General features: G+C 39.3%; 20 protein-coding genes and 4 pseudogenes. 14 read left to right on the top strand and 10 right to left on the bottom strand.

The window, feature by feature from the left end:
- Positions 1 to 315: 315 nt before the first annotated feature.
- Positions 316 to 2538: a bifunctional (p)ppGpp synthetase/guanosine-3',5'-bis(diphosphate) 3'-pyrophosphohydrolase gene (locus tag O3599_RS03380; protein ID WP_371511996.1), complete on the top strand. Its 2223-nt coding sequence runs from the start codon at positions 316 to 318 to the stop codon at positions 2536 to 2538.
- 29 nt (positions 2539 to 2567) lie between these two features.
- Positions 2568 to 3011, top strand: coding sequence for a D-aminoacyl-tRNA deacylase (gene dtd, locus O3599_RS03385; RefSeq protein WP_371511998.1), 444 nt, complete (start codon positions 2568 to 2570; stop codon positions 3009 to 3011).
- Positions 3012 to 3049: 38 nt separating this feature from the next.
- On the opposite strand, the gene O3599_RS03390 is transcribed toward dtd, so the two are convergent.
- The 4 genes from O3599_RS03390 to O3599_RS03405 all read right to left on the bottom strand — a co-directional run bounded on the left by O3599_RS03390 (position 3050) and on the right by O3599_RS03405 (position 5503).
- Positions 3050 to 3463 (bottom strand): hypothetical protein, encoded by a 414-nt coding sequence (locus O3599_RS03390; protein ID WP_084925678.1) that lies wholly within the window; start codon positions 3461 to 3463, stop codon positions 3050 to 3052.
- An 18-nt stretch (positions 3464 to 3481) separates the two neighbouring features.
- Complete coding sequence (locus O3599_RS03395; protein ID WP_070481897.1) at positions 3482 to 3895, bottom strand: hypothetical protein; 414 nt, start codon at positions 3893 to 3895, stop codon at positions 3482 to 3484.
- Between the two features lie 129 nt (positions 3896 to 4024).
- Positions 4025 to 4732, bottom strand: a complete 708-nt coding sequence (locus tag O3599_RS03400; RefSeq protein WP_371511999.1) for a nicotinamide mononucleotide transporter — start codon at positions 4730 to 4732, stop codon at positions 4025 to 4027.
- Between the two features lie 120 nt (positions 4733 to 4852).
- On the bottom strand, positions 4853 to 5503 hold the full coding sequence (locus O3599_RS03405) for a metal-dependent transcriptional regulator (RefSeq protein ID WP_000188514.1): 651 nt from the start codon (positions 5501 to 5503) through the stop codon (positions 4853 to 4855).
- 111 nt (positions 5504 to 5614) lie between these two features.
- On the opposite strand from O3599_RS03405, the gene O3599_RS03410 reads away from it, so the two are divergent.
- The 3 genes from O3599_RS03410 (at position 5615) to O3599_RS03420 (ending at position 8058) form a co-directional block, all read left to right on the top strand.
- On the top strand, positions 5615 to 6457 hold the full coding sequence (locus O3599_RS03410; protein WP_261048756.1) for a metallophosphatase family protein: 843 nt from the start codon (positions 5615 to 5617) through the stop codon (positions 6455 to 6457).
- A gap of 75 nt (positions 6458 to 6532) precedes the next feature.
- Positions 6533 to 6970, top strand: coding sequence for an Rrf2 family transcriptional regulator (locus O3599_RS03415; protein ID WP_001166788.1), 438 nt, complete (start codon positions 6533 to 6535; stop codon positions 6968 to 6970).
- Between the two features lie 68 nt (positions 6971 to 7038).
- The gene (locus O3599_RS03420) at positions 7039 to 8058 is read left to right on the top strand and encodes a YdcF family protein (RefSeq protein WP_371512002.1); all 1020 of its coding nucleotides are present in this window, start codon (positions 7039 to 7041) and stop codon (positions 8056 to 8058) included.
- Between the two features lie 88 nt (positions 8059 to 8146).
- On the opposite strand, the gene O3599_RS03425 is transcribed toward O3599_RS03420, so the two are convergent.
- The 3 genes from O3599_RS03425 to O3599_RS03435 all read right to left on the bottom strand — a co-directional run bounded on the left by O3599_RS03425 (position 8147) and on the right by O3599_RS03435 (position 10778).
- Positions 8147 to 9220 (bottom strand): DUF2974 domain-containing protein, encoded by a 1074-nt coding sequence (locus tag O3599_RS03425; protein WP_371512004.1) that lies wholly within the window; start codon positions 9218 to 9220, stop codon positions 8147 to 8149.
- A gap of 123 nt (positions 9221 to 9343) precedes the next feature.
- The gene (locus tag O3599_RS03430) at positions 9344 to 10120 is read right to left on the bottom strand and encodes a ferredoxin reductase (protein WP_261056146.1); all 777 of its coding nucleotides are present in this window, start codon (positions 10118 to 10120) and stop codon (positions 9344 to 9346) included.
- An 88-nt stretch (positions 10121 to 10208) separates the two neighbouring features.
- Positions 10209 to 10778, bottom strand: coding sequence for a TetR/AcrR family transcriptional regulator (locus O3599_RS03435; RefSeq protein ID WP_141562089.1), 570 nt, complete (start codon positions 10776 to 10778; stop codon positions 10209 to 10211).
- Positions 10779 to 11186: 408 nt separating this feature from the next.
- On the opposite strand from O3599_RS03435, the gene O3599_RS03440 reads away from it, so the two are divergent.
- The 8 genes and pseudogenes from O3599_RS03440 to O3599_RS03475 all read left to right on the top strand — a co-directional run bounded on the left by O3599_RS03440 (position 11187) and on the right by O3599_RS03475 (position 17719).
- Positions 11187 to 11864 (top strand): response regulator transcription factor, encoded by a 678-nt coding sequence (locus tag O3599_RS03440; protein WP_000548991.1) that lies wholly within the window; start codon positions 11187 to 11189, stop codon positions 11862 to 11864.
- Entirely contained in the window at positions 11857 to 12831 is a 975-nt protein-coding gene (locus O3599_RS03445; protein WP_261056145.1) for a sensor histidine kinase, read from the top strand. The genes O3599_RS03440 and O3599_RS03445 overlap by 8 nt, the downstream gene beginning before the upstream one ends.
- A 797-nt stretch (positions 12832 to 13628) precedes the next feature.
- Positions 13629 to 15136: pseudogene (locus O3599_RS03450) on the top strand (ATP-binding cassette domain-containing protein).
- A gap of 290 nt (positions 15137 to 15426) precedes the next feature.
- Positions 15427 to 15837 (top strand): annotated as a pseudogene (locus tag O3599_RS03455) (DUF389 domain-containing protein); the annotation flags it as partial.
- Positions 15836 to 16069, top strand: a pseudogene (locus O3599_RS03460) (TMEM175 family protein); the annotation flags it as partial. The pseudogenes O3599_RS03455 and O3599_RS03460, both read left to right, overlap by 2 nt.
- Complete coding sequence (locus tag O3599_RS03465; RefSeq protein WP_000397555.1) at positions 15994 to 16353, top strand: hypothetical protein; 360 nt, start codon at positions 15994 to 15996, stop codon at positions 16351 to 16353. The pseudogene O3599_RS03460 and the gene O3599_RS03465, both read left to right, overlap by 76 nt.
- Positions 16350 to 16673 (top strand): potassium channel family protein, encoded by a 324-nt coding sequence (locus O3599_RS03470; RefSeq protein ID WP_000825751.1) that lies wholly within the window; start codon positions 16350 to 16352, stop codon positions 16671 to 16673. Before O3599_RS03465 ends, O3599_RS03470 begins: the two co-directional genes overlap by 4 nt.
- Positions 16670 to 17719 (top strand): DUF389 domain-containing protein, encoded by a 1050-nt coding sequence (locus O3599_RS03475; protein WP_371512007.1) that lies wholly within the window; start codon positions 16670 to 16672, stop codon positions 17717 to 17719. Before O3599_RS03470 ends, O3599_RS03475 begins: the two co-directional genes overlap by 4 nt.
- A 210-nt stretch (positions 17720 to 17929) precedes the next feature.
- Here O3599_RS03475 and thrS read toward each other — a convergent pair whose 3' ends face one another.
- The 3 genes and pseudogenes from thrS to O3599_RS03490 form a co-directional block, all read right to left on the bottom strand.
- Positions 17930 to 19873 carry a threonine--tRNA ligase gene (thrS, locus tag O3599_RS03480; protein ID WP_078238196.1) on the bottom strand — a complete coding sequence of 648 codons (1944 nt, stop codon included), beginning with the start codon at positions 19871 to 19873 and terminating at the stop codon, positions 17930 to 17932.
- A gap of 40 nt (positions 19874 to 19913) precedes the next feature.
- A pseudogene (locus O3599_RS03485) lies at positions 19914 to 20122 on the bottom strand (hypothetical protein).
- Between the two features lie 73 nt (positions 20123 to 20195).
- On the bottom strand, positions 20196 to 20570 hold the full coding sequence (locus O3599_RS03490; RefSeq protein ID WP_180374892.1) for a hypothetical protein: 375 nt from the start codon (positions 20568 to 20570) through the stop codon (positions 20196 to 20198).
- A gap of 205 nt (positions 20571 to 20775) precedes the next feature.
- Between O3599_RS03490 and rpsO the strand changes: the two genes are divergently transcribed.
- Positions 20776 to 21045, top strand: coding sequence for a 30S ribosomal protein S15 (gene rpsO / locus O3599_RS03495; RefSeq protein ID WP_001018251.1), 270 nt, complete (start codon positions 20776 to 20778; stop codon positions 21043 to 21045).
- The last annotated feature ends 95 nt before the right edge of the window (positions 21046 to 21140 follow it).

Consider the following 21140-nt stretch of genomic DNA (forward strand, 5'->3'; position numbering starts at 1 on the left):
TTTCTAGAAAGATGAAAATTCAGTAATTATCGTAAAAAACTGTTCATATTACCATTATACACTAAAAAAGTTAGAAAATTACCAAAATATCAAATCTTTTCTTATTTAAGCAGAAGAAAAGATTTTCATTTCACTAACTTTTAGAGTAGCCTATATTTCAAAAAAGTTAGATGAAAATCAGATAATTTTATTTTTTAAGTTTGAATCTTATTCTATCATCTGTCCCAACAAATTGAATAGCTTCAGAATCCTCTTTTTCTAGTTTTCATATTCTTAAAAAAGTGATAAAATGGTAGGAAGAATTGGAGAGTAGAGATGCCAAAAGAAGTGAATTTAACAGGCGATGAAGTTGTCGCTTTAACACAGAAATATTTATCGGAAGAGGATGTGGCTTTTGTCCATAAGGCCTTGGTTTACGCCGTTGAATGCCATAGTGGTCAATATCGTAAATCAGGTGAACCTTATATCATTCACCCTATCCAAGTGGCAGGTATTTTAGCTAAGCTCAAGCTGGATGCTGTAACGGTTGCTTGTGGTTTCTTGCATGATGTGGTGGAGGATACTGATGCGACCTTGGACGATTTGGAAAGGGAGTTTGGTCCTGATGTGCGCGTGATTGTCGATGGAGTTACCAAGCTCGGTAAAGTTAAGTACAAGTCTCACGAGGAACAATTAGCGGAAAATCATCGCAAGATGCTTATGGCCATGTCTGAGGATATCCGTGTTATCTTGGTCAAACTGTCTGACCGCTTGCATAATATGCGAACCCTGAAACATCTTAGAAAAGACAAGCAGGAGCGCATTTCCAAAGAAACAATGGAAATATATGCACCTCTTGCTCACCGTCTGGGGATTTCCAGTGTCAAATGGGAATTGGAAGACCTGTCTTTCCGTTATCTCAATCCTACGGAGTTTTACAAGATTACCCATATGATGAAGGAAAAGCGCAGAGAGCGTGAGGCCTTGGTGGATGAGGTAGTCACAAAATTAGAGGAATATACGACAGATCGTCATCTAAATGGGAAGATTTACGGTCGTCCCAAGCATATTTACTCGATTTTCCGCAAAATGCAGGATAAGAGAAAACGTTTTGAGGAAATCTATGACCTGATTGCTATTCGCTGTATTTTAGATACCCAAAGTGATGTCTATGCCATGCTTGGTTACGTGCATGAGCTTTGGAAACCGATGCCAGGTCGCTTTAAAGACTATATCGCTAACCGCAAGGCCAATGGTTACCAGTCTATCCATACGACTGTTTATGGGCCAAAAGGGCCGATTGAATTCCAGATTCGGACCAAAGAAATGCACGAGGTGGCTGAGTACGGGGTTGCGGCTCACTGGGCTTATAAGAAAGGCATCAAGGGGCAGGTTAACAGCAAGGAATCAGCTATTGGGATGAACTGGATCAAGGAGATGATGGAACTCCAAGATCAGGCTGATGATGCCAAGGAATTTGTAGATTCAGTTAAGGAAAACTACCTGGCTGAGGAGATTTATGTCTTTACCCCAGATGGAGCTGTCCGTTCACTTCCAAAAGATTCAGGACCGATTGACTTTGCCTATGAAATCCATACAAAAGTTGGGGAAAAAGCAACTGGTGCTAAGGTCAATGGCCGTATGGTTCCACTGACGACCAAGCTCAAGACAGGGGATCAGGTTGAAATTGTCACCAACCCGAACTCCTTTGGACCTAGCCGTGACTGGCTCAATATGGTCAAGACCAGCAAGGCGCGTAACAAGATTCGTCAGTTCTTTAAAAACCAAGATAAGGAATTATCTGTCAACAAGGGCCGTGAGATGCTGATGGCTCAGTTCCAAGAAAATGGCTATGTGGCCAATAAATTCATGGACAAGCGCCACATGGACCAAGTTCTACAAAAGACCAGCTACAAGACAGAAGAATCCCTCTTTGCGGCTATTGGTTTTGGAGAAATTGGAGCTATTACTGTCTTTAACCGTCTGACTGAAAAAGAACGTCGTGAGGAAGAACGTGCCAAGGCCAAGGCGGAAGCAGAAGAGCTTGTCAAAGGTGGCGAAGTCAAGGTTGAAAACAAAGAAACCCTCAAGGTCAAGCATGAGGGTGGTGTGGTCATTGAAGGCGCATCAGGTCTCCTAGTGCGGATTGCCAAGTGTTGTAATCCCGTGCCTGGTGATGATATTGTCGGCTATATCACTAAGGGGCGTGGTGTAGCTATTCACCGTGTGGACTGTATGAATCTGCGTGCCCAAGAAAACTACGAGCAACGTCTCCTTGATGTGGAGTGGGAAGACCAGTACTCTAGCTCAAATAAGGAGTATATGGCCCATATTGATATTTACGGCCTCAACCGTACAGGACTGTTGAACGATGTACTGCAAGTTCTTTCAAACACAACCAAGAATATTTCAACGGTCAATGCCCAACCAACCAAGGATATGAAGTTTGCTAATATCCATGTGTCTTTCGGCATTGCCAACCTCTCGACGCTAACCACGGTTGTGGACAAGATTAAGAGTGTGCCAGAAGTTTACTCTGTTAAACGTACCAATGGCTAATTGTCCTAGCTCTTACTAGAAAGGCTATTATGAAAATCATTATACAACGGGTTAAAAAAGCCCAAGTGAGCATTGAAGATCAGGTTCAGGGAAAAATCAATCAGGGGCTCCTATTGCTGGTTGGTGTTGGACCAGAGGACCAAGAGGAAGATTTGGACTATGCCGTGAGAAAGCTTGTCAATATGCGGATTTTTTCAGACGCAGAAGGCAAGATGAACCTGTCTGTCAAAGATATTGAAGGAGAAATCCTTTCTATTTCTCAGTTTACCCTCTTTGCGGATACTAAGAAAGGCAATCGTCCAGCCTTTACAGGTGCAGCCAAGCCGGATATGGCATCAGACTTCTATGATGTTTTCAACCAAAAACTAGCGCAAGAAGTGCCTGTTCAGACAGGTATCTTTGGAGCGGATATGCAAGTTGAGTTGGTCAATGACGGACCAGTTACCATTATCCTAGATACTAAAAATAGATAAGAAAGACCAAGCCCAGCCGGCTTGGTTTTTCTCATCTATCATAAAATACTCCAAAAAGACATCGGTTCTTGATAGGCCTTGGGGAAATCTCTTTTCAGACTTTGGCTTATGCGATAGGAAGAGATGAGATGTCCTAGGATGAGGAGTGTCCCCTGAAGGAAAAGTGGGATGCTACTTAAACATATCAAGGAGAGAATCATCAGGCTATCCCATAGAAGGATTTGTAAGGCAAATCGCCAGAATCTCGGTCTAATCTGGGAATAGAGTTGACTAAAGTGATCACAAAGCTGGTTAGAAAGATAGGTCAATAGCACAGGATGAAAGAAAATGAGCCAACCGCTATAAATCAACATCCAATCCCAAGTAAGCCCCTCTTTAAATGTCAAAAATGCCAGCATAATTCCATCGATGATAAGGAGTTGAATGGTTTTGATGGAGATGATTTTTTTCATGCTAAAACCTCCTTTTCCTTAGAGACACTCCCATAAAGAGATGTGTTTATCGTAAAAATCTGGATAGTGTTCTCTTAGGTAGTCAGCCGTCATATAATATAAAGTAGAATGACAAGCAGTGATGATTGGCATAAGAGAGTAAAAACGCTGAGAACTAATGAAGGCTAAGAGGACAAAAAATAGAAAATCAATGGAGAGAATCCCTAAATAGTAGAAGCGAATCTTTTTATTGATTTTAGGATAAATCTCAGCGAATTGATGTTTGAGTCGGACAACCAAGCGAAATAGCAGGAGTCCTTGAGCAAGGAGGAAAATAAAACCAGAGAGCAAGAGCCACTCCAAAGATGTCTCGGGTCTTTTGTTAAAAAATGCGAATAGTAGCAAATCGATGACTGCAATTGCTGTAAAATGGATTCTAAAGAGTTTTTTCATAAGATGACCTCCCTCTTTTATCTAACTTCATTCTACTCCAAAAGAATGGGAGTTACAAGTAAAATGATAAAAATAGCAGAAGGGAGATTCTCTTAAGTCGACTTGTTTTTTTATTTAAGTTTTCTTCTATTATCTTACTTCTTCATCATTCCAGACAAATAAAGCTCCGATTGCATTGAGGATATAAAAGATGTATTTACCGATATTGGCGAAATTTCCTTGAATGCCAGCCTTTGTCAGCTGCACAAAATTGTAAATCAACCAAAAGCCCCACTGAGTTGTTAGTTTCAATGCGTTCAAAGCATTGGCAATGAGGGACAGTGCAAAGGCAATAGTTGTCACATAGGCAAGGAGATTCATCTTGCCCCCATAGCCGATATAGTTGGTCACAAAGGCAAAGAGAAAGGCGATGATGGAAATGCTGATGGCTGCCAATTTTAGCTGTTTTTGGCTCATTTGGTTGGGTCTGCCTTCTTGCGAAGCTTCCCATTTCTTTATGGCAAAGGTATAAATGAGGAAGGTGACGGGATAGGTGATAATGGCTGCCTTATTTCCAAGGATATAATCAATAGTACCAGACAAAATAGTATTAACAATCCCAAAGTAATTTCCCCATTTGCTTAATTTTCCCGTGAAACGAGTGGACAACATGGAAATCCCAACGTTGGTTACGGAAATCAATCCAAAAGGTACAAGAGCTGTCCATGATCCCCAGTCTACGAATTTATCGAGACGGGAGTTGAGGTAACCAGATGCAATCGCAATCCCAACGACCAAAGCAACCCCGAAGAGGTCAAACCATTTGGATATCGCAAAAATTTTGAGTGATTTTTTCATATATTAAAATATCTTTCTTTTTTTTTACAAATATTCTACAACTAAATGAAAGTAAAATCAAATGATAGAAATAAAACCCTGAAAATAAAACTTTCAGGGTTGGTTGGGGGACTTGAGAAATTAGTTGATTTTCTCGACATAGAGTTGTTTGGCAATGTCCATATTCACTTGTAAATCCTCGTCTTTACTAAGGATAGTAAAGGTGTTACTGAAGCCATCAAACTGCTTGACTTGGAGCGGATCACCGATGCGAAGTGAGTGCTTATCCAGATAATGGAGAATGTCAAAACTATCGTGCACCCGAGTCAGGCGGTAGGCGCCAGCTTCCTTGATATCAGCTAGTGGCAGGTTATTGATTTCAACCAAGAGTTCTCCCTTGACAGGAATAGTTCCTCCATGAGGACAGGTCTTGGGAAATCCTAGCAATTTATCCAGTCTTTCCACGAACAGGTCAGAGACAGTATGTTCCAAGACCTCAGCTTCCTCGTGAATCTGGTCACTTGTATAGTCTAAATGATGGACTAGAAAAACTTCAATCAAGCGATGCTTACGATAGAGCTCAGAGACCAATTTGAGGCCGAGGTCAGTCAGTAGATAGCCACATTCCTTGTCCTTGAGGATGAGATTTTCACTCTTCATCCGTTTAATCATTTCAGTTACGGCAGGGGGAGAGACTTGCATGCGGGCCGCAATTTCCTTGTTGGTAATTTTATGCAGGTCTATGCCGATTTCATAAATACATTTTAGATAATCTTCTTTATTCGGGGTCATTCGTTTCCTCTTGTCTAATATCTATATCTAGTATATCAAAAAAAGCTAGATTTCTCTAGCTGTGACTTTTTATGTTATACTTATTGCAAGAGAAAAAACGAGGAGATGGATATGATGAAAATAGCTCTTCTTTCAGATATTCATGGAAATACCACCGCCTTGGAGGCTGTTTTGGCAGATGCTCGGCAGCTAGGAGTGGATGAATACTGGCTTCTGGGAGATATTCTCATGCCAGGGACAGGGCGTAGAAGGATTTTGGACTTGTTGGATCAACTACCGATTACGGCTAGAGTTTTGGGAAACTGGGAAGACAGTCTTTGGCATGGTGTCCGCAAGGAATTGGATAGTACTCGTCCCAGTCAACGCTATCTCTTGCGACAGTGCCAGTATGTTTTAGAGGAAATTTCCCTAGAAGAAATTGAACTGCTCCACAATCAACCGCTCCAGATTCATCGTCAGTTTGGTGATTTGACGGTGGGAATTAGCCACCATCTTCCTGATAAGAACTGGGGGAGAGAGTTGATTCATACTGGAGCGCAAGAGGATTTTGACCGCTTGGTGACCAATCCGCCTTGTGATATTGCTGTTTATGGTCATATTCACCAGCAGTTGCTTCGTTACGGGACTGGTGGGCAATTGATTGTCAATCCGGGTTCGATTGGGCAACCTTTCTTTCTAGATGCCCAGTTGCGGAAGGACTTGCGAGCTCAGTATATGATTTTAGAATTTGATGACAAAGGCTTGGTAGATATGGACTTCCGACGGGTAGACTACGATGTGGCAGCTGAATTGCAGTTGGCTAAAGACTTCAAACTACCCTATTTTGAGGTTTACTATGAAAGTCTGGTCAATGGGATCCACCATACTCATCATCAGGAATTTCTGAGAGAATTAGCCCAGAAAGAAGGCTATGATAGGGAATTAGATGCCTGGTTAAAAGGTGGTAACGATTGACATTACAACTAAAAAGGGTATAATAAAAGAAAAAGAAGAGTAGAGGCAGGATAGCCTTGTAAAAAGGAGAAGAGGATGCAAATTCCAAGTAGATTTACCATTGCGACTCATATGCTGATAATTATTGCCCTCGAGGGGAAGGAAAGCAAGGTGACCAGTGATTTTCTGGCTGCTAGTGTCGGGGTCAATCCAGTCATTATCAGAAAGACCTTGTCCCAGTTGAAGAAGGCAGAGCTGATTTCAGTCGCGCGCGGAACGGGCGGAACAGAGATTGTTAAGGATCTCAAAGACATTAGTCTTTTAGATGTTTATCAAGCGGTCGAATGTCTTGGTAAGACAGGCCAACTCTTCAGTTTCCATGACAATCCAAATCCAAATTGCCCAGTTGGAGCTCATATTCATGATGTTTTGGATCAAAAATTGGAGAGAATCCAGCTGGCTATGGAGGCTGAACTTGGTCAGACCAGTTTAGAACAGGTCGTGGCCGATGCAGAGAGTCAAATGAAGGAGTGAGAGGGGTAGATGCCCTCTTTTTCTCTATGTAAAATTGTGATAAAATAGAATCATTAAAGGAGGAAGAAATGTATCTTGTTATAGGAATTGTATTAGCCTTTATAGTGTCATTTTGGAAAGATAATAGAAGTTTGTGGAATCCAGTATTATTCTTATTATCCCTCATTTCCAGTTATTTTTATCTAGGCTACCTTTTTTATCAAAATGGGTATGAGAAGATTCATTTCGCTTTTTTTATATTTCCCTTTATTTTACTTCCGATACTGCTTTTTCTAAGTGGCATCTTTTTAATCTATAATGGCCTTATCTTGCTGAAGCGAGAGGGACGTTCAAAGGCTAATTATCTCTCAATGCTCCTTGGAATAGTCATTTTGTTATTTTTTGCCTTGATGTCATTTCGATTGGGTGATAGAAATGAATTATTTTACACCAATCACTTTCTAAACATTTTATTTGCATTTATTGCTTATTCTTACTTTATTTTTGGTTTTGCTTTTGTGGCTTTTATTCTGTACTCTATCTTGTATCTCTTTATTCCTAAGAAGAAGCATTATGATTTTATTATCATTCACGGTGCAGGTTTGTTAGACGGAGAAAGGGTAACTCCTTTGCTGAAGAGGAGGATTGATAAGGCAGTGGAAGCTTACCACAATTCTAAGAATCCTCATATCAAAATCATTGCTAGTGGTGGTCAAGGAGGAGATGAGAAGATTTCTGAAGCGCAGGCCATTATAAATTATATGCTTGAAGAGACAGATGTTCCCCAAGATGCGATTATTCTGGAGGAACAATCAAGGACTACCTATGAGAACCTTCTCTTTTCTAAGGAACTTGGCGAGAAACTGATAGCAAAACCTCAATTCCTCTTTGTTACGAATGACTATCATGTTTTTCGTACCAGTACCTATGCGCGTAAGTTAAATATGAAGGGAGATGGCCTCGGATGTAGGACGGCAGGCTACTACATACCATCTGCTTTTATTCGGGAGTACGTAGCGCTCTGTGTCAAAATGAAATGGCTTTTCCTTGCCTTTTATGTCCTGCTATCAGTCCTCATTTTGATAGCCTATAAAGGGGTTATTTGGTAGTCAGATTCTATTTAAAAAGACTTAGAATGCACATGAAAGTATGTATTCTAGGTCTTTTGTTTTGTATACATTTGATTTTTGAAAGGTACTATCTATTTTTCCATGCTTGGTAACGGGTATCAATTAATAATTGGGTAAGACGTCCCATGGTTTCCCTTTCTTCTGGAGTGAGGGATTGAGCTTGGACGAAGAGATGACGAATGTGTTCGATAGCCTTTAAGGAAGACAAGTCATTGATAGAAGTAATACCAGAATCAAGAATGGTGCCAAAGAAGAGATCGAAGTAGAGCTGGAGTTCTTCGTCAGGGACTGTGGCCACCCACTCCTTGAAGGTTGTGTCAACTTGTTGGCTATCACTGTTGGTCTTATCCAGTTGGACGAAGTGATTGTCCTCAATCTGCCAACTAAAGGTATCGTGCTGGGCGATACCACCTAAGGCAGTACTGTACACGATGATTTGGTGGGCAGGAATTTCCAGCATCATACCGATAATGGAGCCTTGTGGGATGAAGACCTTGGTTCTCTCCATTATCCTTTGATAGCCCTCAGTTTGTGTCAGCTCTTTATGGAGACCAGGCGCATCAAAGGTATAAACTGCTGTGATCTGATTTTGCGAGCTTTGCTCAATTTGACTAGCAGCATAGATGGCTAGATTGCCTCCCTTGGAATGCCCAGCCAGAATGACCTTTTGCTTAGGATGTTGGGCAAAAAAGTTCTTTAAATAGCGGAGGGCATGCTTTTGAGCAGGAATTTCCTTCATATAGGTCAGGTGGAAATCTTCCTTCCAGCCAATGATGCTGTCATCAGTCCCACGAAAGACAATCAGATAGGTATCGAGAGTGAGGCGGTAGGTCATAGCAGCAAATTGCTTTTGCAGCTCAGGGTCTATGTCGTTGATAAAGTGGGAGAGTTTGCAATTTTTGAAGCGCTTGTGTTGAGATAGCTCATCCAATAGCTGGAGGCGATTTTTGCTGGTCAACATGTCAGACTCTCTTGGAACCTGAGGAGCCAGGTCTAAAAGTCGCTGAGGACTTGTGGAAACCAGATTATCAAAGGAGAGGTAGGTGATTTCTGTTAAGGCTAGAGTATCTAATTCATTTAAAGGAAGGTCGTAAAAGGAATCGTGTGTGACATCTTTCAGATAGTCAAAAATATTGGTCATAAGAGCTCCTTTCTTTTTATTTATATTATCACAATCACATAGAATTTACTAGTTGGTTTGTACGAGTTCTCTACATACCGACCTATAATGGTATGATTCAGACACATAGAAGACAGTTTGCTTTTATTTCAAACCTCTAAATATACTTGTTTGTATCTGTTTGTCGTCAATCCCATTCTCTTTTAAGAAATTTTTCATCTCATTTATATCATCAGGTTGGCCGGTTAAGAGATAAATAGCTTGGTTACCGTATTTCACAACCGCATTTTTTAAAAATGCTTGGCTTTGAGAAAAGGTTTCGCTAGTTTTATAAGTTAGATTCGGATTATTCTTACTAAGCTCTTTTAACTCATTATCAAAAATGTTTACTCCTTTGTCTAAATGATTAAGAATGATGGAGCGCTTACCAGCCCACTCTTTCATAATTGGACGTAGAGTAGAAATACCGACATCAGAGGCAAAACAAACTAGTGCTTGGTCATTGTCTTTAACAGATAAAGATGACTCCAGCCAACTCATCTCAATTTTACTACCAGCTGGTAAATGTGTTAAGGTTTCCTTAAACACGCTACCACTATTATGGGTTACAATAAGAATTTCATCCTCATCAGGAGTGGAAGCAAGGGTTAGCCATCGGCTAGCCTGATCCTCCTTTACTGGACTTTTGTCTGGACCAAACGAGCTGTCAGGAAGCTTAAACTGAGCATAGGAGCCAGCTTTCCATATTTGATTTTTTGGTTTTGTGATGTGAACTAAATACAAATCTCCGCTGGGATTTTCAATGGATTTTATCGATAAAGTTTGACTTCGTCCAAGATAGGTAATGATTCCCCAAGATATAAAGCCGAGCACTCCAAGTGTAGTTAGAATAATTATGAACATTTTTTTCCCTCGTTTCATTTTTAACTCCTATGGTGTAGTAATTTTCTATGAATGAATAATATTTTTTTTCATTCAATAATTTCCAAAAAATAAAGAAAAGATTTCTTTATTTCAGTATTCCTTTAATGAAGTTGGTTGCTAGTATTTCTACAGTTTTGCTAATATCTGGAAAATCATTTTCTGTGATATGCATATCCATGTAGTAAAATAGGTTGTAAACTTGTAAAATATCTTGAATTTTTTCTGGAGAATGGCCTTCAGCCTGCAAACGATGAGTAAAGGTTTTCACGAGAAATTGATGAAATGGATTCGTGACTTTTCCTTCTTCTGAGGAATAGTAGCTATGCAACTCATCTGCTATGGCAGGATTGTACCATTCTGCAAGGATTTTATTGGAGGAAACGAGTGCTCTGGATTGAGCAAAGAGTTGACTAATAAGATCAATCATATCAATTTCCCAATCCAGTTCTTCGATCATAGTTTGGCGAACACGGTTGTTTTCATCAATATAGATATCTAAAAAAATAGCTTCTTTACTTTCGTAATAGTTATAAAAAGATCCGACTGCCATATGAGCTTGTCTAGCAATTTCTGAAATTCCTGTCGCCTTGTATCCTTTTTTTGAAAAAACTTCATAAGCTGCGGATTTCAAAGTCTGTTTTTTGTCCAATTTGATTCACCTCTTTTCTGAATGAATATTAAATATTGTTCATTCATATCTTAACAAATCTTTTTCAGATTGTCAATCTGAAAGCTAGAACTTTTTACGGATACCACTTGATAAGGAGCTTTTCAATGTTAGAAGAGTATAGAGTGTCGTTTTAACTACACTCAAGGTTTGGAAGAATAGATATAAATTTTGGTTAAGGGGATGGATAAAAGAACTGAAATGAAGGTTGAAAAAATTAAAAATAAAAGGGTAGTGCTGGCACTATGTCTGAAAATAAGGTATGATATCAATGGGGTTATTCACTATCTGTTTTTGAGCTGTTGTGACAAGGAAATGTCAAAAAAGTATTAGATACTAAGCCCTCTATTTATACTAAAGGATTTAAGACTCCTAAAATTAGCAAAGGAGAATCAGATGCACAAGATTTTATTAGTAGAAGATGATCAGGTCATTCGTCAACAGGTCGGGAAAATGCTCTCTGAATGGGGATTTGAAGTGGTTCTGGTAGAAGACTTTATGGAAGTTTTGAGTCTTTTTGTCCAGTCGGAGCCTCATCTGGTCCTCATGGATATTGGATTGCCCTTGTTTAATGGCTATCACTGGTGTCAGGAAATCCGCAAGATTTCCAAGGTGCCTATCATGTTTCTGTCTTCGAGAGACCAGGCTATGGATATTGTCATGGCAATCAATATGGGGGCGGATGACTTTGTGACCAAGCCTTTTGACCAGCAGGTTCTTTTAGCCAAGGTTCAGGGCTTGTTGCGTCGTTCCTATGAGTTTGGGCGTGACGAGAGTTTACTGGAATATGCTGGTGTTATCCTCAATACCAAATCCATGGATTTACATTATCAAGGGCAAGTCTTGAATTTGACCAAGAACGAATTCCAGATTTTACGAGTTTTGTTTGAGCATGCAGGCAATATCGTAGCGCGTGATGACCTGATGCGGGAACTTTGGAACAGTGACTTTTTTATTGATGATAATACGCTCTCTGTCAATGTGGCTCGATTGCGTAAAAAGTTGGAAGAGCAGGGGTTGGTAGGATTTATCGAGACCAAGAAAGGGATAGGGTACGGACTGAAGCATGCTTGATTGGAAACAATTTTTTCTAGCCTATCTGCGTTCCCGTAGTCGTCTGTTTGTCTATCTGATTTCTTTGACGTTTCTGCTCTTACTCTTTCAGTTTTTATTTGCCAGTTTGGGAATTTACTTTCTCTACTTTTTCCTCTTGTGTTGCTTTGTAACCATTTTATTTTTCGCTTGGGACATATTGGTAGAAATGCAGGTATATCGTCAGGAAATTCTCTATGGGGAGAGGGAAGCTCAGTCTCCTTTGGAAAGAGTTTTAGCAGAAAAATTAGAAGCGCGTGAGATGGAACTTTATCAGCAGAAGTCAGATTCAGAAAGAAAACTGACGGATTTACTGGATTACTATACCTTGTGGGTCCATCAGATTAAGACCCCCATTGCAGCCAGTCAACTCTTAGTTGCAGAAGTAGCCGACCGCCAACTGAAGCAGCAATTAGAACAGGAAATTTTCAAGATTGATTCCTATACCAATCTAGTTTTACAGTACCTGCGTTTAGAAAGTTTCCATGATGATTTGGTCTTGAAGCAGGTGCAAATTGAGGACTTGGTCAAGGAAATAATTCGTAAATATGCTCTTTTCTTTATTCAAAAAGGCCTAAATGTCAACCTATATGACCTTGATAAAGAAATTGTGACGGATAAGAAGTGGTTACTAGTGGTCATTGAACAAATTATCTCAAATAGTCTCAAGTACACCAAGGAAGGTGGTCTGGAGATTTATATGGAAGGCCAGGAACTCTGTATCAAGGATACGGGAATCGGGATAAAAAACAGTGATGTCCTCCGAGTCTTTGAACGTGGCTTCTCAGGATATAATGGACGCCTAACTCAGCAGTCATCTGGACTTGGCCTCTATCTATCTAAGAAAATTTCTGAAGAACTGGGGCACCAGATTCGTATCGAGTCTGAGGTTGGAAAAGGAACGATAGTGCGGATTCAGTTTGCTCAAGTAAACTTAGTCCTTGAGTGAGAAGAGACAATGAGTTTTTACCCAATCTCTTTTTGCTATATTTCAGGATATTTGAAGACTGTTTTTTACAAAACCAATAATAGAATTTTTAATACGGAATATAGTATAAATACTGGTTCAAAGTGAAGTTTTGTATGCTTTATACTTTTGTTGAGTATAAAATCTATAAACTAAGGGTTAATTACAAAAATTAATTTGAGATGAAGTGAATTGTAGACTTGGGAAATGTCTCCTATTCGATTTCAGAATGAATCGTTGATACAGGATTAAAAGAACTGCAGCTTTCTTTTTATTTTGAATGAGATAGGTGTATATAGATTTGTGTAACTGGTGTAGAACTGTTTCCAAGAATTTATTGAATGTATCGAATACACACATCCTATTGATTTTGAACCAGTTTTTAATTTCTAAATGTTATAATAGTTTTATCAAGTAAAAGGAGACTACCATGATTGGAGACAATATAAAATTCTTACGAAAATCACATAATCTGATATAACCAGAATTTTCACGGATTGTGGGTGTGTCACGAAATAGCCTAAATCGTTAGAAAAACTGAAAAAGCTTACTTTCAATAGAAGTATTGGAAATATTCATTTTACATCTATCAAAGAAACATGGGATAGACCTATATTTTACAAAATAGCAAATTATACTTGGAATGATAGTAAAAACTGCAGAACTTGTGTGATTGCCAATTATTGCACTCAATGTCCTGGTATCACACTATCTGAAACAGGGAATAGTAGAGATTGTTCTTCGATATGTAAAAAAAGTATTAGTAAGGAGTATCGTATATGCTACCATATCTTAAAACTATTAGATGGTATCTCTTCTTTAATTTTCTTTTTGGTGCAATATCGAATATCTGCACTGCTTTGTTACCGTATTTCACGCAGGCATTAATCAAAGGGGATTATCAAGTAGCTCTATATGGTTACTCTATGTCAGTGGCAGGCTATTTGAGTTGTAACTATATCCAAATGATACTTGATTGGAAGCAGGGGATTATCTTTTCGACTACTTTGAAAAATGAGTGGTTTCGTTCACTTCTGGGACTCAGTCACCACGATTTCAAGCAGAAAACAGTAGCAGAGTATATTTCCTATCAATCTAATGACCTAGATTCGTTGGAAAAGGATTACCTTCCTCCATTGATGAGTTTTATCAAACAAATTTTACGTATCATCATTTACGCTTTCATTATTAGCAGAACAATTAATCCTATTGTATCACTGATTTTAATCTTTTCCACTGGAATTAGTATTCAAATTCCTAAAATCGTTGGGAAGTTGACCGCTAATCGTAGACAGGTTTACTTGAAAAAACAAGGAGATTACTATCGAACTTTGGAGGATTTGCTCATGGGACATCATTTGGTAAATAAACTAACTATGTCGCATTTTTTGAATCAACAAAAGAGTTCTCTAAAGAATTTGCAGGATAAGTATTTTAAGTATGGTTTGACAAAAATTACAGGCATCTTATTGACAGGTGTTTCTTTTGAATTCATTAGTCTTGTTCTGTTTATTTAGCCTACTCTCTATCTCACCAGCAACTCGGTATTCCTGAGGTGGTGGCGAGTTTCGGATATATTAATGCTTTTTCTGAACCAATACAGGAAATCCTTTATGATTTACAAATGTTAGAGTCCGTAAAGCCTGTAATCAAGAGTTTTCAAAACATTGTTGGGAGACCCGTTTCAGTTCAAGCACCTCAACATTCTTTTGATACGATTACTTTGAAAAACATTTCCAAACAACTGGGAGAATCAAAATTGATAATTACTTCCGCTACGATTCAAAAAGGGGATAAAATTGCGCTTATTGGTAAGAATGGTTCTGGAAAAAGTAGTCTTCTCAACATTTTAAATGGAACAGATGAAGATTTTGAAGGACAAATTGTGCTAGATGGGCTTGTTTTGGACCATCTTTGGGGAAGATTCGGTATGATTCTGCAACAAGAACATACATTTATTTCGAGTTATGAAAATAATGTAACACTATTCAATAGTTTCAATGAAAAATTCAGAGAAGAAGATTTTGAAAAAATTCCACCACAATCCCTGTCAGGTGGTCAGCAACAACGAATGTATTTAAATCGTGAGAAAAATCGTAAAAATCCATTGCTTATCCTAGACGAACCTTTCTCTGCCTTGGATACTAATCAGTTTAAAATGGAATTGGAAAGAGTTCTGGAACTACCAAGTGCCGTCATTGTTACTTTACATCGCCAAAACGAATTATTAAGTAAGTTTGACCAAGTTTGGGAAATTAAGAATGGAGAACTTGTAATTTTGAAATAGCTAAATTATAAAGAATAAAACGCATAGTATCAAGGTTCAGGAGATACCGTTTTTCCTTCTTCGGATAAGGAAACAAAAATTTCTTGCTTCATCTATCTATTCAATTGATAGATTTCGTCAGAGAAAAACTGTAAAATTTTTGATATAATATAAAGGATGGACTGACGGATACTTAAAAGATAATTTTCAAAAGAATAACAGGTGAGAAGAAAAATATGTAAGATTGGACAGAAGTCTCTCTACCATCATCCATGCAGAAACAAGATTATATAAAATAAAAGGAGTAACCAATGAACGGAAATTATTCAACACGGGAATACCGTGAGAAATTATACGATGACCTTCATGTTCGATTGAGAGATACAGCGATTTTGATGTGTGCAATTTTTATTGCCTCTATCGGTCTAAATATGAATTCAACAGCTGTTATTATTGGAGCCATGTTAATTTCACCTCTCATGACACCGATTGTTGGACTGGGATTCGGTTTAGCTATTTTTGATACGCGTTTAATCAAGCAATCTCTAGAGGTTTTATTGACTCAAGTGTTGGTCAGTTTGCTTGTCTCGACTCTGTATTTCTGGATTTCTCCCTTGTCTTATGCAAGTAGCGAGTTGATCGCACGAACCTCTCCAACCATTTGGGATGTTCTCATTGCTATTGCTGGTGGGATTGCTGGTGTGATCGGTTCAAGGAAAAGAGTTAGAAAAACCAACAACACCAAGTCTTGAAGCTTTTTGGGATTTACGGCAAAATTTCTTTGCTTGTTTTCTTTCCTTTTTCTGGTTGGGATCGTTATGGATGGCACTAAACACATTATGGGAAAAGGTTGAGAAAATTTCCTCAGAAATTATTTGGTGGAATTTGTTTCTACTCTTGGAGCGGCAGGAGTTCTCTTTGGAGAATTTCATGCCATCCAAGATACCAGTCTGAATGATGTGGTGGACCGGATCTATATAAATGTCAAGGATTTACCGTTTCAGTCCTTGGGAGCTTTAGCTAATATCCTGTCTGATATTAAGAAGGGACTGATTCAAGACAGTCATATCTGGTCTTTCTTCCAGTCATTTTTCAAACAATATCAGTTGATAATCAGCTTAAATCAGATCTATCAGTTTGTCTATCTTTCTCTGATGGAGATCATGTCCTATCTTCACTTTGATTATTGGAAAAAAACGGCTCGGTCAGGAGCTAGTATGAATAAGGAGAACAAATGAAACGTTTAAAAATGTTATGGCATATTATGCAGGTTACGGGTTTTACTCGGTTTGCTCTGAGTTTTGTGACCTTTGTTTTTGGGTCAGGAGGCGTGCTTTTCCTAGTTGAACCTGCTATCACAAATTACGGAGACGGTCTTTGGTATGCTTTTGTGACTTCGACGACTGTCGGCTACGGGGATCTCCTAGCTGTGACCTTGATTGGAAGGATTACCAGTGTCTTCTTGACGATTTATGGGCTCATATTTTTTGGCTGTTTATCAGCTGTTATTTTTAATTATTATACCAATTTAAATAAGGAAAGAGGAGAGGACAAATGACTGCCAATTATTCAACACGGGAATACCGTGAGAAATTATACGATGACCTTCATGTTCGATTGAGAGATACAGCGATTTTGATGTGTGCAATTTTTATTGCCTCTATCGGACTAAATATGAATTCAACAGCTGTCATTATAGGAGCCATGTTGATTTCACCTCTCATGACACCGATTGTTGGACTGGGATTCGGTTTAGCTATTTTTGATACGCGTTTAATCAAGCAATCTCTAGAGGTTTTATTGACTCAAGTGTTGGTCAGTTTGCTTGTCTCGACTCTGTATTTCTGGATTTCTCCCTTGTCTTATGCAAGTAGCGAGTTGATCGCACGAACCTCTCCAACCATTTGGGATGTTCTCATTGCTATTGCTGGTGGGATTGCTGGTGTGATCGGTTCAAGGAAAAAAGAAGCAAACAATATCGTGCCAGGAGTAGCCATTGCTACAGCTTTGATGCCGCCTATCTGTACTGCTGGCTATGGTTTAGCTAATGGGAATGTACGATTTTTATTGGGGGCTCTCTATCTTTTCTTGATCAACTGTGTCTTTATCATGCTAGCCAACATTGTTGGAACAAGAATTTTGATGAGAAAATCTCCTTTAACTTCATTTAAAGAGCTGAGCATTAAAATGAGAATTGGCTTGATTTCTTTGATTGTATTGTTGATTCTTCCAGCTAGTTATTCAGCAGTCACTCTGACGATAGATCAAGCGCGAAAAGAAGGAATCAAGCAGTTTGTAGGAAAAGAGTTCGCCAATCACACGGTCATTAATCAAGTCTACAAGTCAAGTAACAATGAGTTGGTCTTGACGGTTGTTGGAGATCCGATTTCAGAAGAAGAATTAGAAACACTCCACCAAAAACAAGCCTCTTACGGTATTCAATCTGTTCAATTGAAAGTGAATCAAGTTCAGAACTCGCCAACATTAGATAGTGAAGCGACCAAGGAATTTTATGAAACCATTAACAAGTATATCGATCAAAAACTCTCTGAAAAAGATTCACAAAACGATCTCGTAAAAGAAAATGAAGCAGACAAGGATTGAGGATATTGACCTTATCCAACTCATGAAAGCAAATCTTGGGAGGAAATCCTATATTCAAAAGTTAGTGGATAGAAAGGATTGTTGATGGGGATACTATTTGTTGTGGATTGACCAATCACTACTAGCTCAGGTTAAATAAAATATAAAAAGCAACAGCTGAAATAGTTGTTGCTTTTTAGGTAGCTAGGATTCTATCCTAGGTTTTATCTCTTATTTCTCAACGCGTGATTTGTTGGCGATATCAGCTAGGATAGCTTGAACAAAGTCATCAACTGAGACAGTTTGTGTTTCTTTTTGGCCATAGCGACGAACGTTAACAGTTCCGTCTTCCATTTCCTTGTCCCCAACGATTAATTGGTAAGGAATCTTGCTTGTTTGTGAAGCACGGATCTTGAACTGCATTTTTTCATTGCGCTCATCTACGTCTGCACGGACACCGCGGTCACGGAGTTTTTTCGCCACTTCCCAAGCGTAGTCCACGTGTTTTTCGTTAGATACTGGGATGAGGGTTACTTGGTGAGGTGCTAGCCATGTTGGGAAGGCACCCTTGTAGTTCTCAATCAAGATAGCTGTGAAGCGTTCCATAGTTGAGATAACTCCACGGTGGATCATAACTGGACGGTGCTCCTCACCATCAGCTCCGATGTATTTAAGATCGAAGCGTTCTGGAAGCAAGAAGTCAAGTTGGATAGTAGAAAGAGTTTCTTCTTTTCCAAGAGCGGTCTTAACTTGAATATCCAATTTTGGTCCGTAGAAGGCTGCTTCACCTTCGGCTTCAAAGTAGTCCACACCCATTTCATCAAGGGCTGCACGAAGCATGGTTTGGGCATTTTCCCACATCTCATCGTTATCAAAGTACTTATGAGTATCTTGAGGGTCACGAAGAGAGAGACGGAAGCGGTATTCAGTCAAGTTGAAGTCTTCATAAACATCGATAATCAACTGAAGAGCACGTTGGAATTCTTCTTGGATTTGTTCTGGAGTAACGAAGAGGTGACCGTCGTTAAGAGACATTTCACGCACGCGTTGAAGACCTGTAAGGGCACCTGATTTCTCATAACGGTGCATCATACCGATTTCAGCGATACGGATTGGCAATTCACGGTAAGAGTGAACATGGTGTTTGAAGACTTGGATGTGGTGCGGGCAGTTCATTGGACGAAGGACAAATTCTTCCCCGTCACCCATGTCCATAGTTGGGAACATGTCTTCTTGGTAATGATCCCAGTGACCAGAAGTCTTGTAAAGTTCAACAGAAGCAAGTGGTGGAGTGTAGACGTGTTGGTAGCCTGAAGCCAACTCCTTATCAACGATATATCGTTCCAATTCACGACGGATAGTCGCACCATTTGGCAACCAGAATGGAAGTCCTTGACCAACCTCTTGTGAAATCATGAAGAGGTCAAGCTCTTTCCCAAGTTTACGGTGGTCACGTTCTTTGGCTTCTTCACGTATTTGAAGGTAGTTTTTCAAGTCTTTTTTGTCAAACCAAGCTGTACCGTAGATACGTTGCATCATAGCGTTGTCGCTATTTCCACGCCAGTAAGCACCTGCTACATGGAGAAGGTGGAAGATTTGGATACGGCCTGTTGAAGGGACGTGTGGGCCACGGCAAAGGTCTACATATTCACCCTGACGATAGATAGTCAAACCGCCTTCGTCTTCTGAGTGTTCTTCAATCAATTCCAACTTGTAAGGGTCGTTTTTAAAGATTTCACGTGCCTCGTTTTTAGTCACTTCTTCACGAATTGATGGGAAGTTTTCTTTGACAATTTTTTGCATTTCTTCTTCGATACGAGGAAGGTCTTCGTTAGAGATTTGACCAGCTGTGTTGTCAGTATCGTAGTAGAAGCCGTCCTCGATGGCTGGACCAACACCCAAGTGAATGTCTGGGAAAAGACGACGAGCTGCTTGGGCAAACAAGTGAGCGGCTGAGTGACGCAAGATTGGAAGGGCATCTTCGTGGTCAGGTGTCACAATTTCGATGCTTCCATCTTCAGTGATAGCACGAGTAGTGTCGATGAGTTTGCCGTTAAATTTACCAGCAAGAGCTTTTTTAGCTAGGGAATTGCTGATAGATTGGGCAATTTCAAAAGTTGTAACGCCAGATTCGAATTCACGAACAGCGCCATCTGGGAAAGTAATGTTAATCATGATGTTCTCCTTACTTATATTATTGACGAATGTGTTAACCCTATTCTGAAAACAGGGACAGAGGATTGTGAAAGCTAGAAAAACAAAAAGCGACATCCTCAAAAGGACGTCGCAACGTGGTTCCACCTTCATTTATGTACCTCAAAAGAGAGGGACACCTCTGATTGGCTCTAACGTGGCCACCGTTTTATGTTTTCATAAAAAACTCAAGAGTAGTATCAGTTTAGGCTTTCTATGCGTTTCCAGCAACCACGCACTCTCTAGTAGAAAGGGACTAAGCGACTTGTCTCTATGGATTATTATAGCATGATTGTGAGATTTTTCAAGGATTTTGTGAAAGTTTTTTGTTTTTCATTTTTTGTAGAATATGCTTGATGCCAATACCGGAAGCCATGCCCACCAGAGCAAAGATTTCATAGGCTAAAAAGTAAAACCAGATAAATTCACCGAAGGTTATGATAGTAAAGCAAAAGAGCAGTCCGTTACCAATTAACCACCAAAGTGAGAAACGGAAACGGTAGCTATAGAGTAGCGATATAATCAAGATTACCAGAGGTGTAAAGAAGAGAAGATTGTTTATACAGAGTCCCTTGAGTGTAAGGGGGTCAGAAACAACTAGCAAGACCAACTCATAAAGTGGCCAATAAAAGAAGGATATGACCAGATAGTAGGGGAGATGGAAATAGAATCTACGCATGATAATCACCTCGTTTTAAAAAAACAGATAACTTAAATCTCTTGCTATGATTATTATAGCATGTTTAAAACAAGAAAGTAAATCTGTTGACAAAGAAGTTAGTTATTGGTAGAATAGGGATTGTCGTAAAGACAAATAACTTCTTCTTGGTTACAGGCATGCCAACCTGTCACTCGGATGAAGCCAAATAAAAAGGAGAAACATCATGGCAATCTCAAAAGAGAAAAAAAATGAAATCATCGCACAATATGCACGTCACGAAGGTGATACAGGTTCAGTAGAGGTTCAAGTTGCTGTCCTTACTTGGGAAATCAACCACCTTAACGAACACATCAAACAACACAAAAAAGACCACGCTACTTACCGTGGATTGATGAAAAAAATCGGTCGCCGTCGTAACTTGCTTGCATACTTGCGTAAAAACGACGTTAACCGTTACCGTGAGTTGATCAACTCTCTAGGACTTCGTCGCTAATTCAAGATACAAAGGCCGTCAAAAGCACAAAGCAAAAATAGGAAAATTGACGAAGAAACTTCAGTTTCTAGGAAATTTTATCTTTTTTGCCAAGT

The sequence above is a fragment of the Streptococcus sp. 27098_8_103 genome (assembly GCF_041432345.1).
GTDB classification, from domain to species: Bacteria; Bacillota; Bacilli; order Lactobacillales; family Streptococcaceae; genus Streptococcus; species Streptococcus mitis_BV.

Excerpts from the sequence above, each read along its gene's own strand:
- O3599_RS03395 (WP_070481897.1), bottom strand. The coding sequence starts at position 3,895 with ATGAAAAAACTCTTTAGAATCCATTTTACAGCAATTGCAGTCATCGAT.
- O3599_RS03420 (WP_371512002.1), top strand. The coding sequence starts at position 7,039 with ATGTATCTTGTTATAGGAATTGTATTAGCCTTTATAGTGTCATTTTGG.
- O3599_RS03405 (WP_000188514.1), bottom strand. The coding sequence starts at position 5,503 with ATGACCCCGAATAAAGAAGATTATCTAAAATGTATTTATGAAATCGGC.
- dtd (WP_371511998.1), top strand. The coding sequence starts at position 2,568 with ATGAAAATCATTATACAACGGGTTAAAAAAGCCCAAGTGAGCATTGAA.
- O3599_RS03390 (WP_084925678.1), bottom strand. The coding sequence starts at position 3,463 with ATGAAAAAAATCATCTCCATCAAAACCATTCAACTCCTTATCATCGAT.
- O3599_RS03425 (WP_371512004.1), bottom strand. The coding sequence starts at position 9,220 with ATGACCAATATTTTTGACTATCTGAAAGATGTCACACACGATTCCTTT.
- O3599_RS03415 (WP_001166788.1), top strand. The coding sequence starts at position 6,533 with ATGCAAATTCCAAGTAGATTTACCATTGCGACTCATATGCTGATAATT.
- thrS (WP_078238196.1), bottom strand. The coding sequence starts at position 19,873 with ATGATTAACATTACTTTCCCAGATGGCGCTGTTCGTGAATTCGAATCT.
- O3599_RS03490 (WP_180374892.1), bottom strand. The coding sequence starts at position 20,570 with ATGCGTAGATTCTATTTCCATCTCCCCTACTATCTGGTCATATCCTTC.
- O3599_RS03410 (WP_261048756.1), top strand. The coding sequence starts at position 5,615 with ATGATGAAAATAGCTCTTCTTTCAGATATTCATGGAAATACCACCGCC.
- O3599_RS03475 (WP_371512007.1), top strand. The coding sequence starts at position 16,670 with ATGACTGCCAATTATTCAACACGGGAATACCGTGAGAAATTATACGAT.
- O3599_RS03430 (WP_261056146.1), bottom strand. The coding sequence starts at position 10,120 with ATGAAACGAGGGAAAAAAATGTTCATAATTATTCTAACTACACTTGGA.
- O3599_RS03400 (WP_371511999.1), bottom strand. The coding sequence starts at position 4,732 with ATGAAAAAATCACTCAAAATTTTTGCGATATCCAAATGGTTTGACCTC.
- O3599_RS03470 (WP_000825751.1), top strand. The coding sequence starts at position 16,350 with ATGAAACGTTTAAAAATGTTATGGCATATTATGCAGGTTACGGGTTTT.
- rpsO (WP_001018251.1), top strand. The coding sequence starts at position 20,776 with ATGGCAATCTCAAAAGAGAAAAAAAATGAAATCATCGCACAATATGCA.
- O3599_RS03440 (WP_000548991.1), top strand. The coding sequence starts at position 11,187 with ATGCACAAGATTTTATTAGTAGAAGATGATCAGGTCATTCGTCAACAG.
- O3599_RS03380 (WP_371511996.1), top strand. The coding sequence starts at position 316 with ATGCCAAAAGAAGTGAATTTAACAGGCGATGAAGTTGTCGCTTTAACA.
- O3599_RS03445 (WP_261056145.1), top strand. The coding sequence starts at position 11,857 with ATGCTTGATTGGAAACAATTTTTTCTAGCCTATCTGCGTTCCCGTAGT.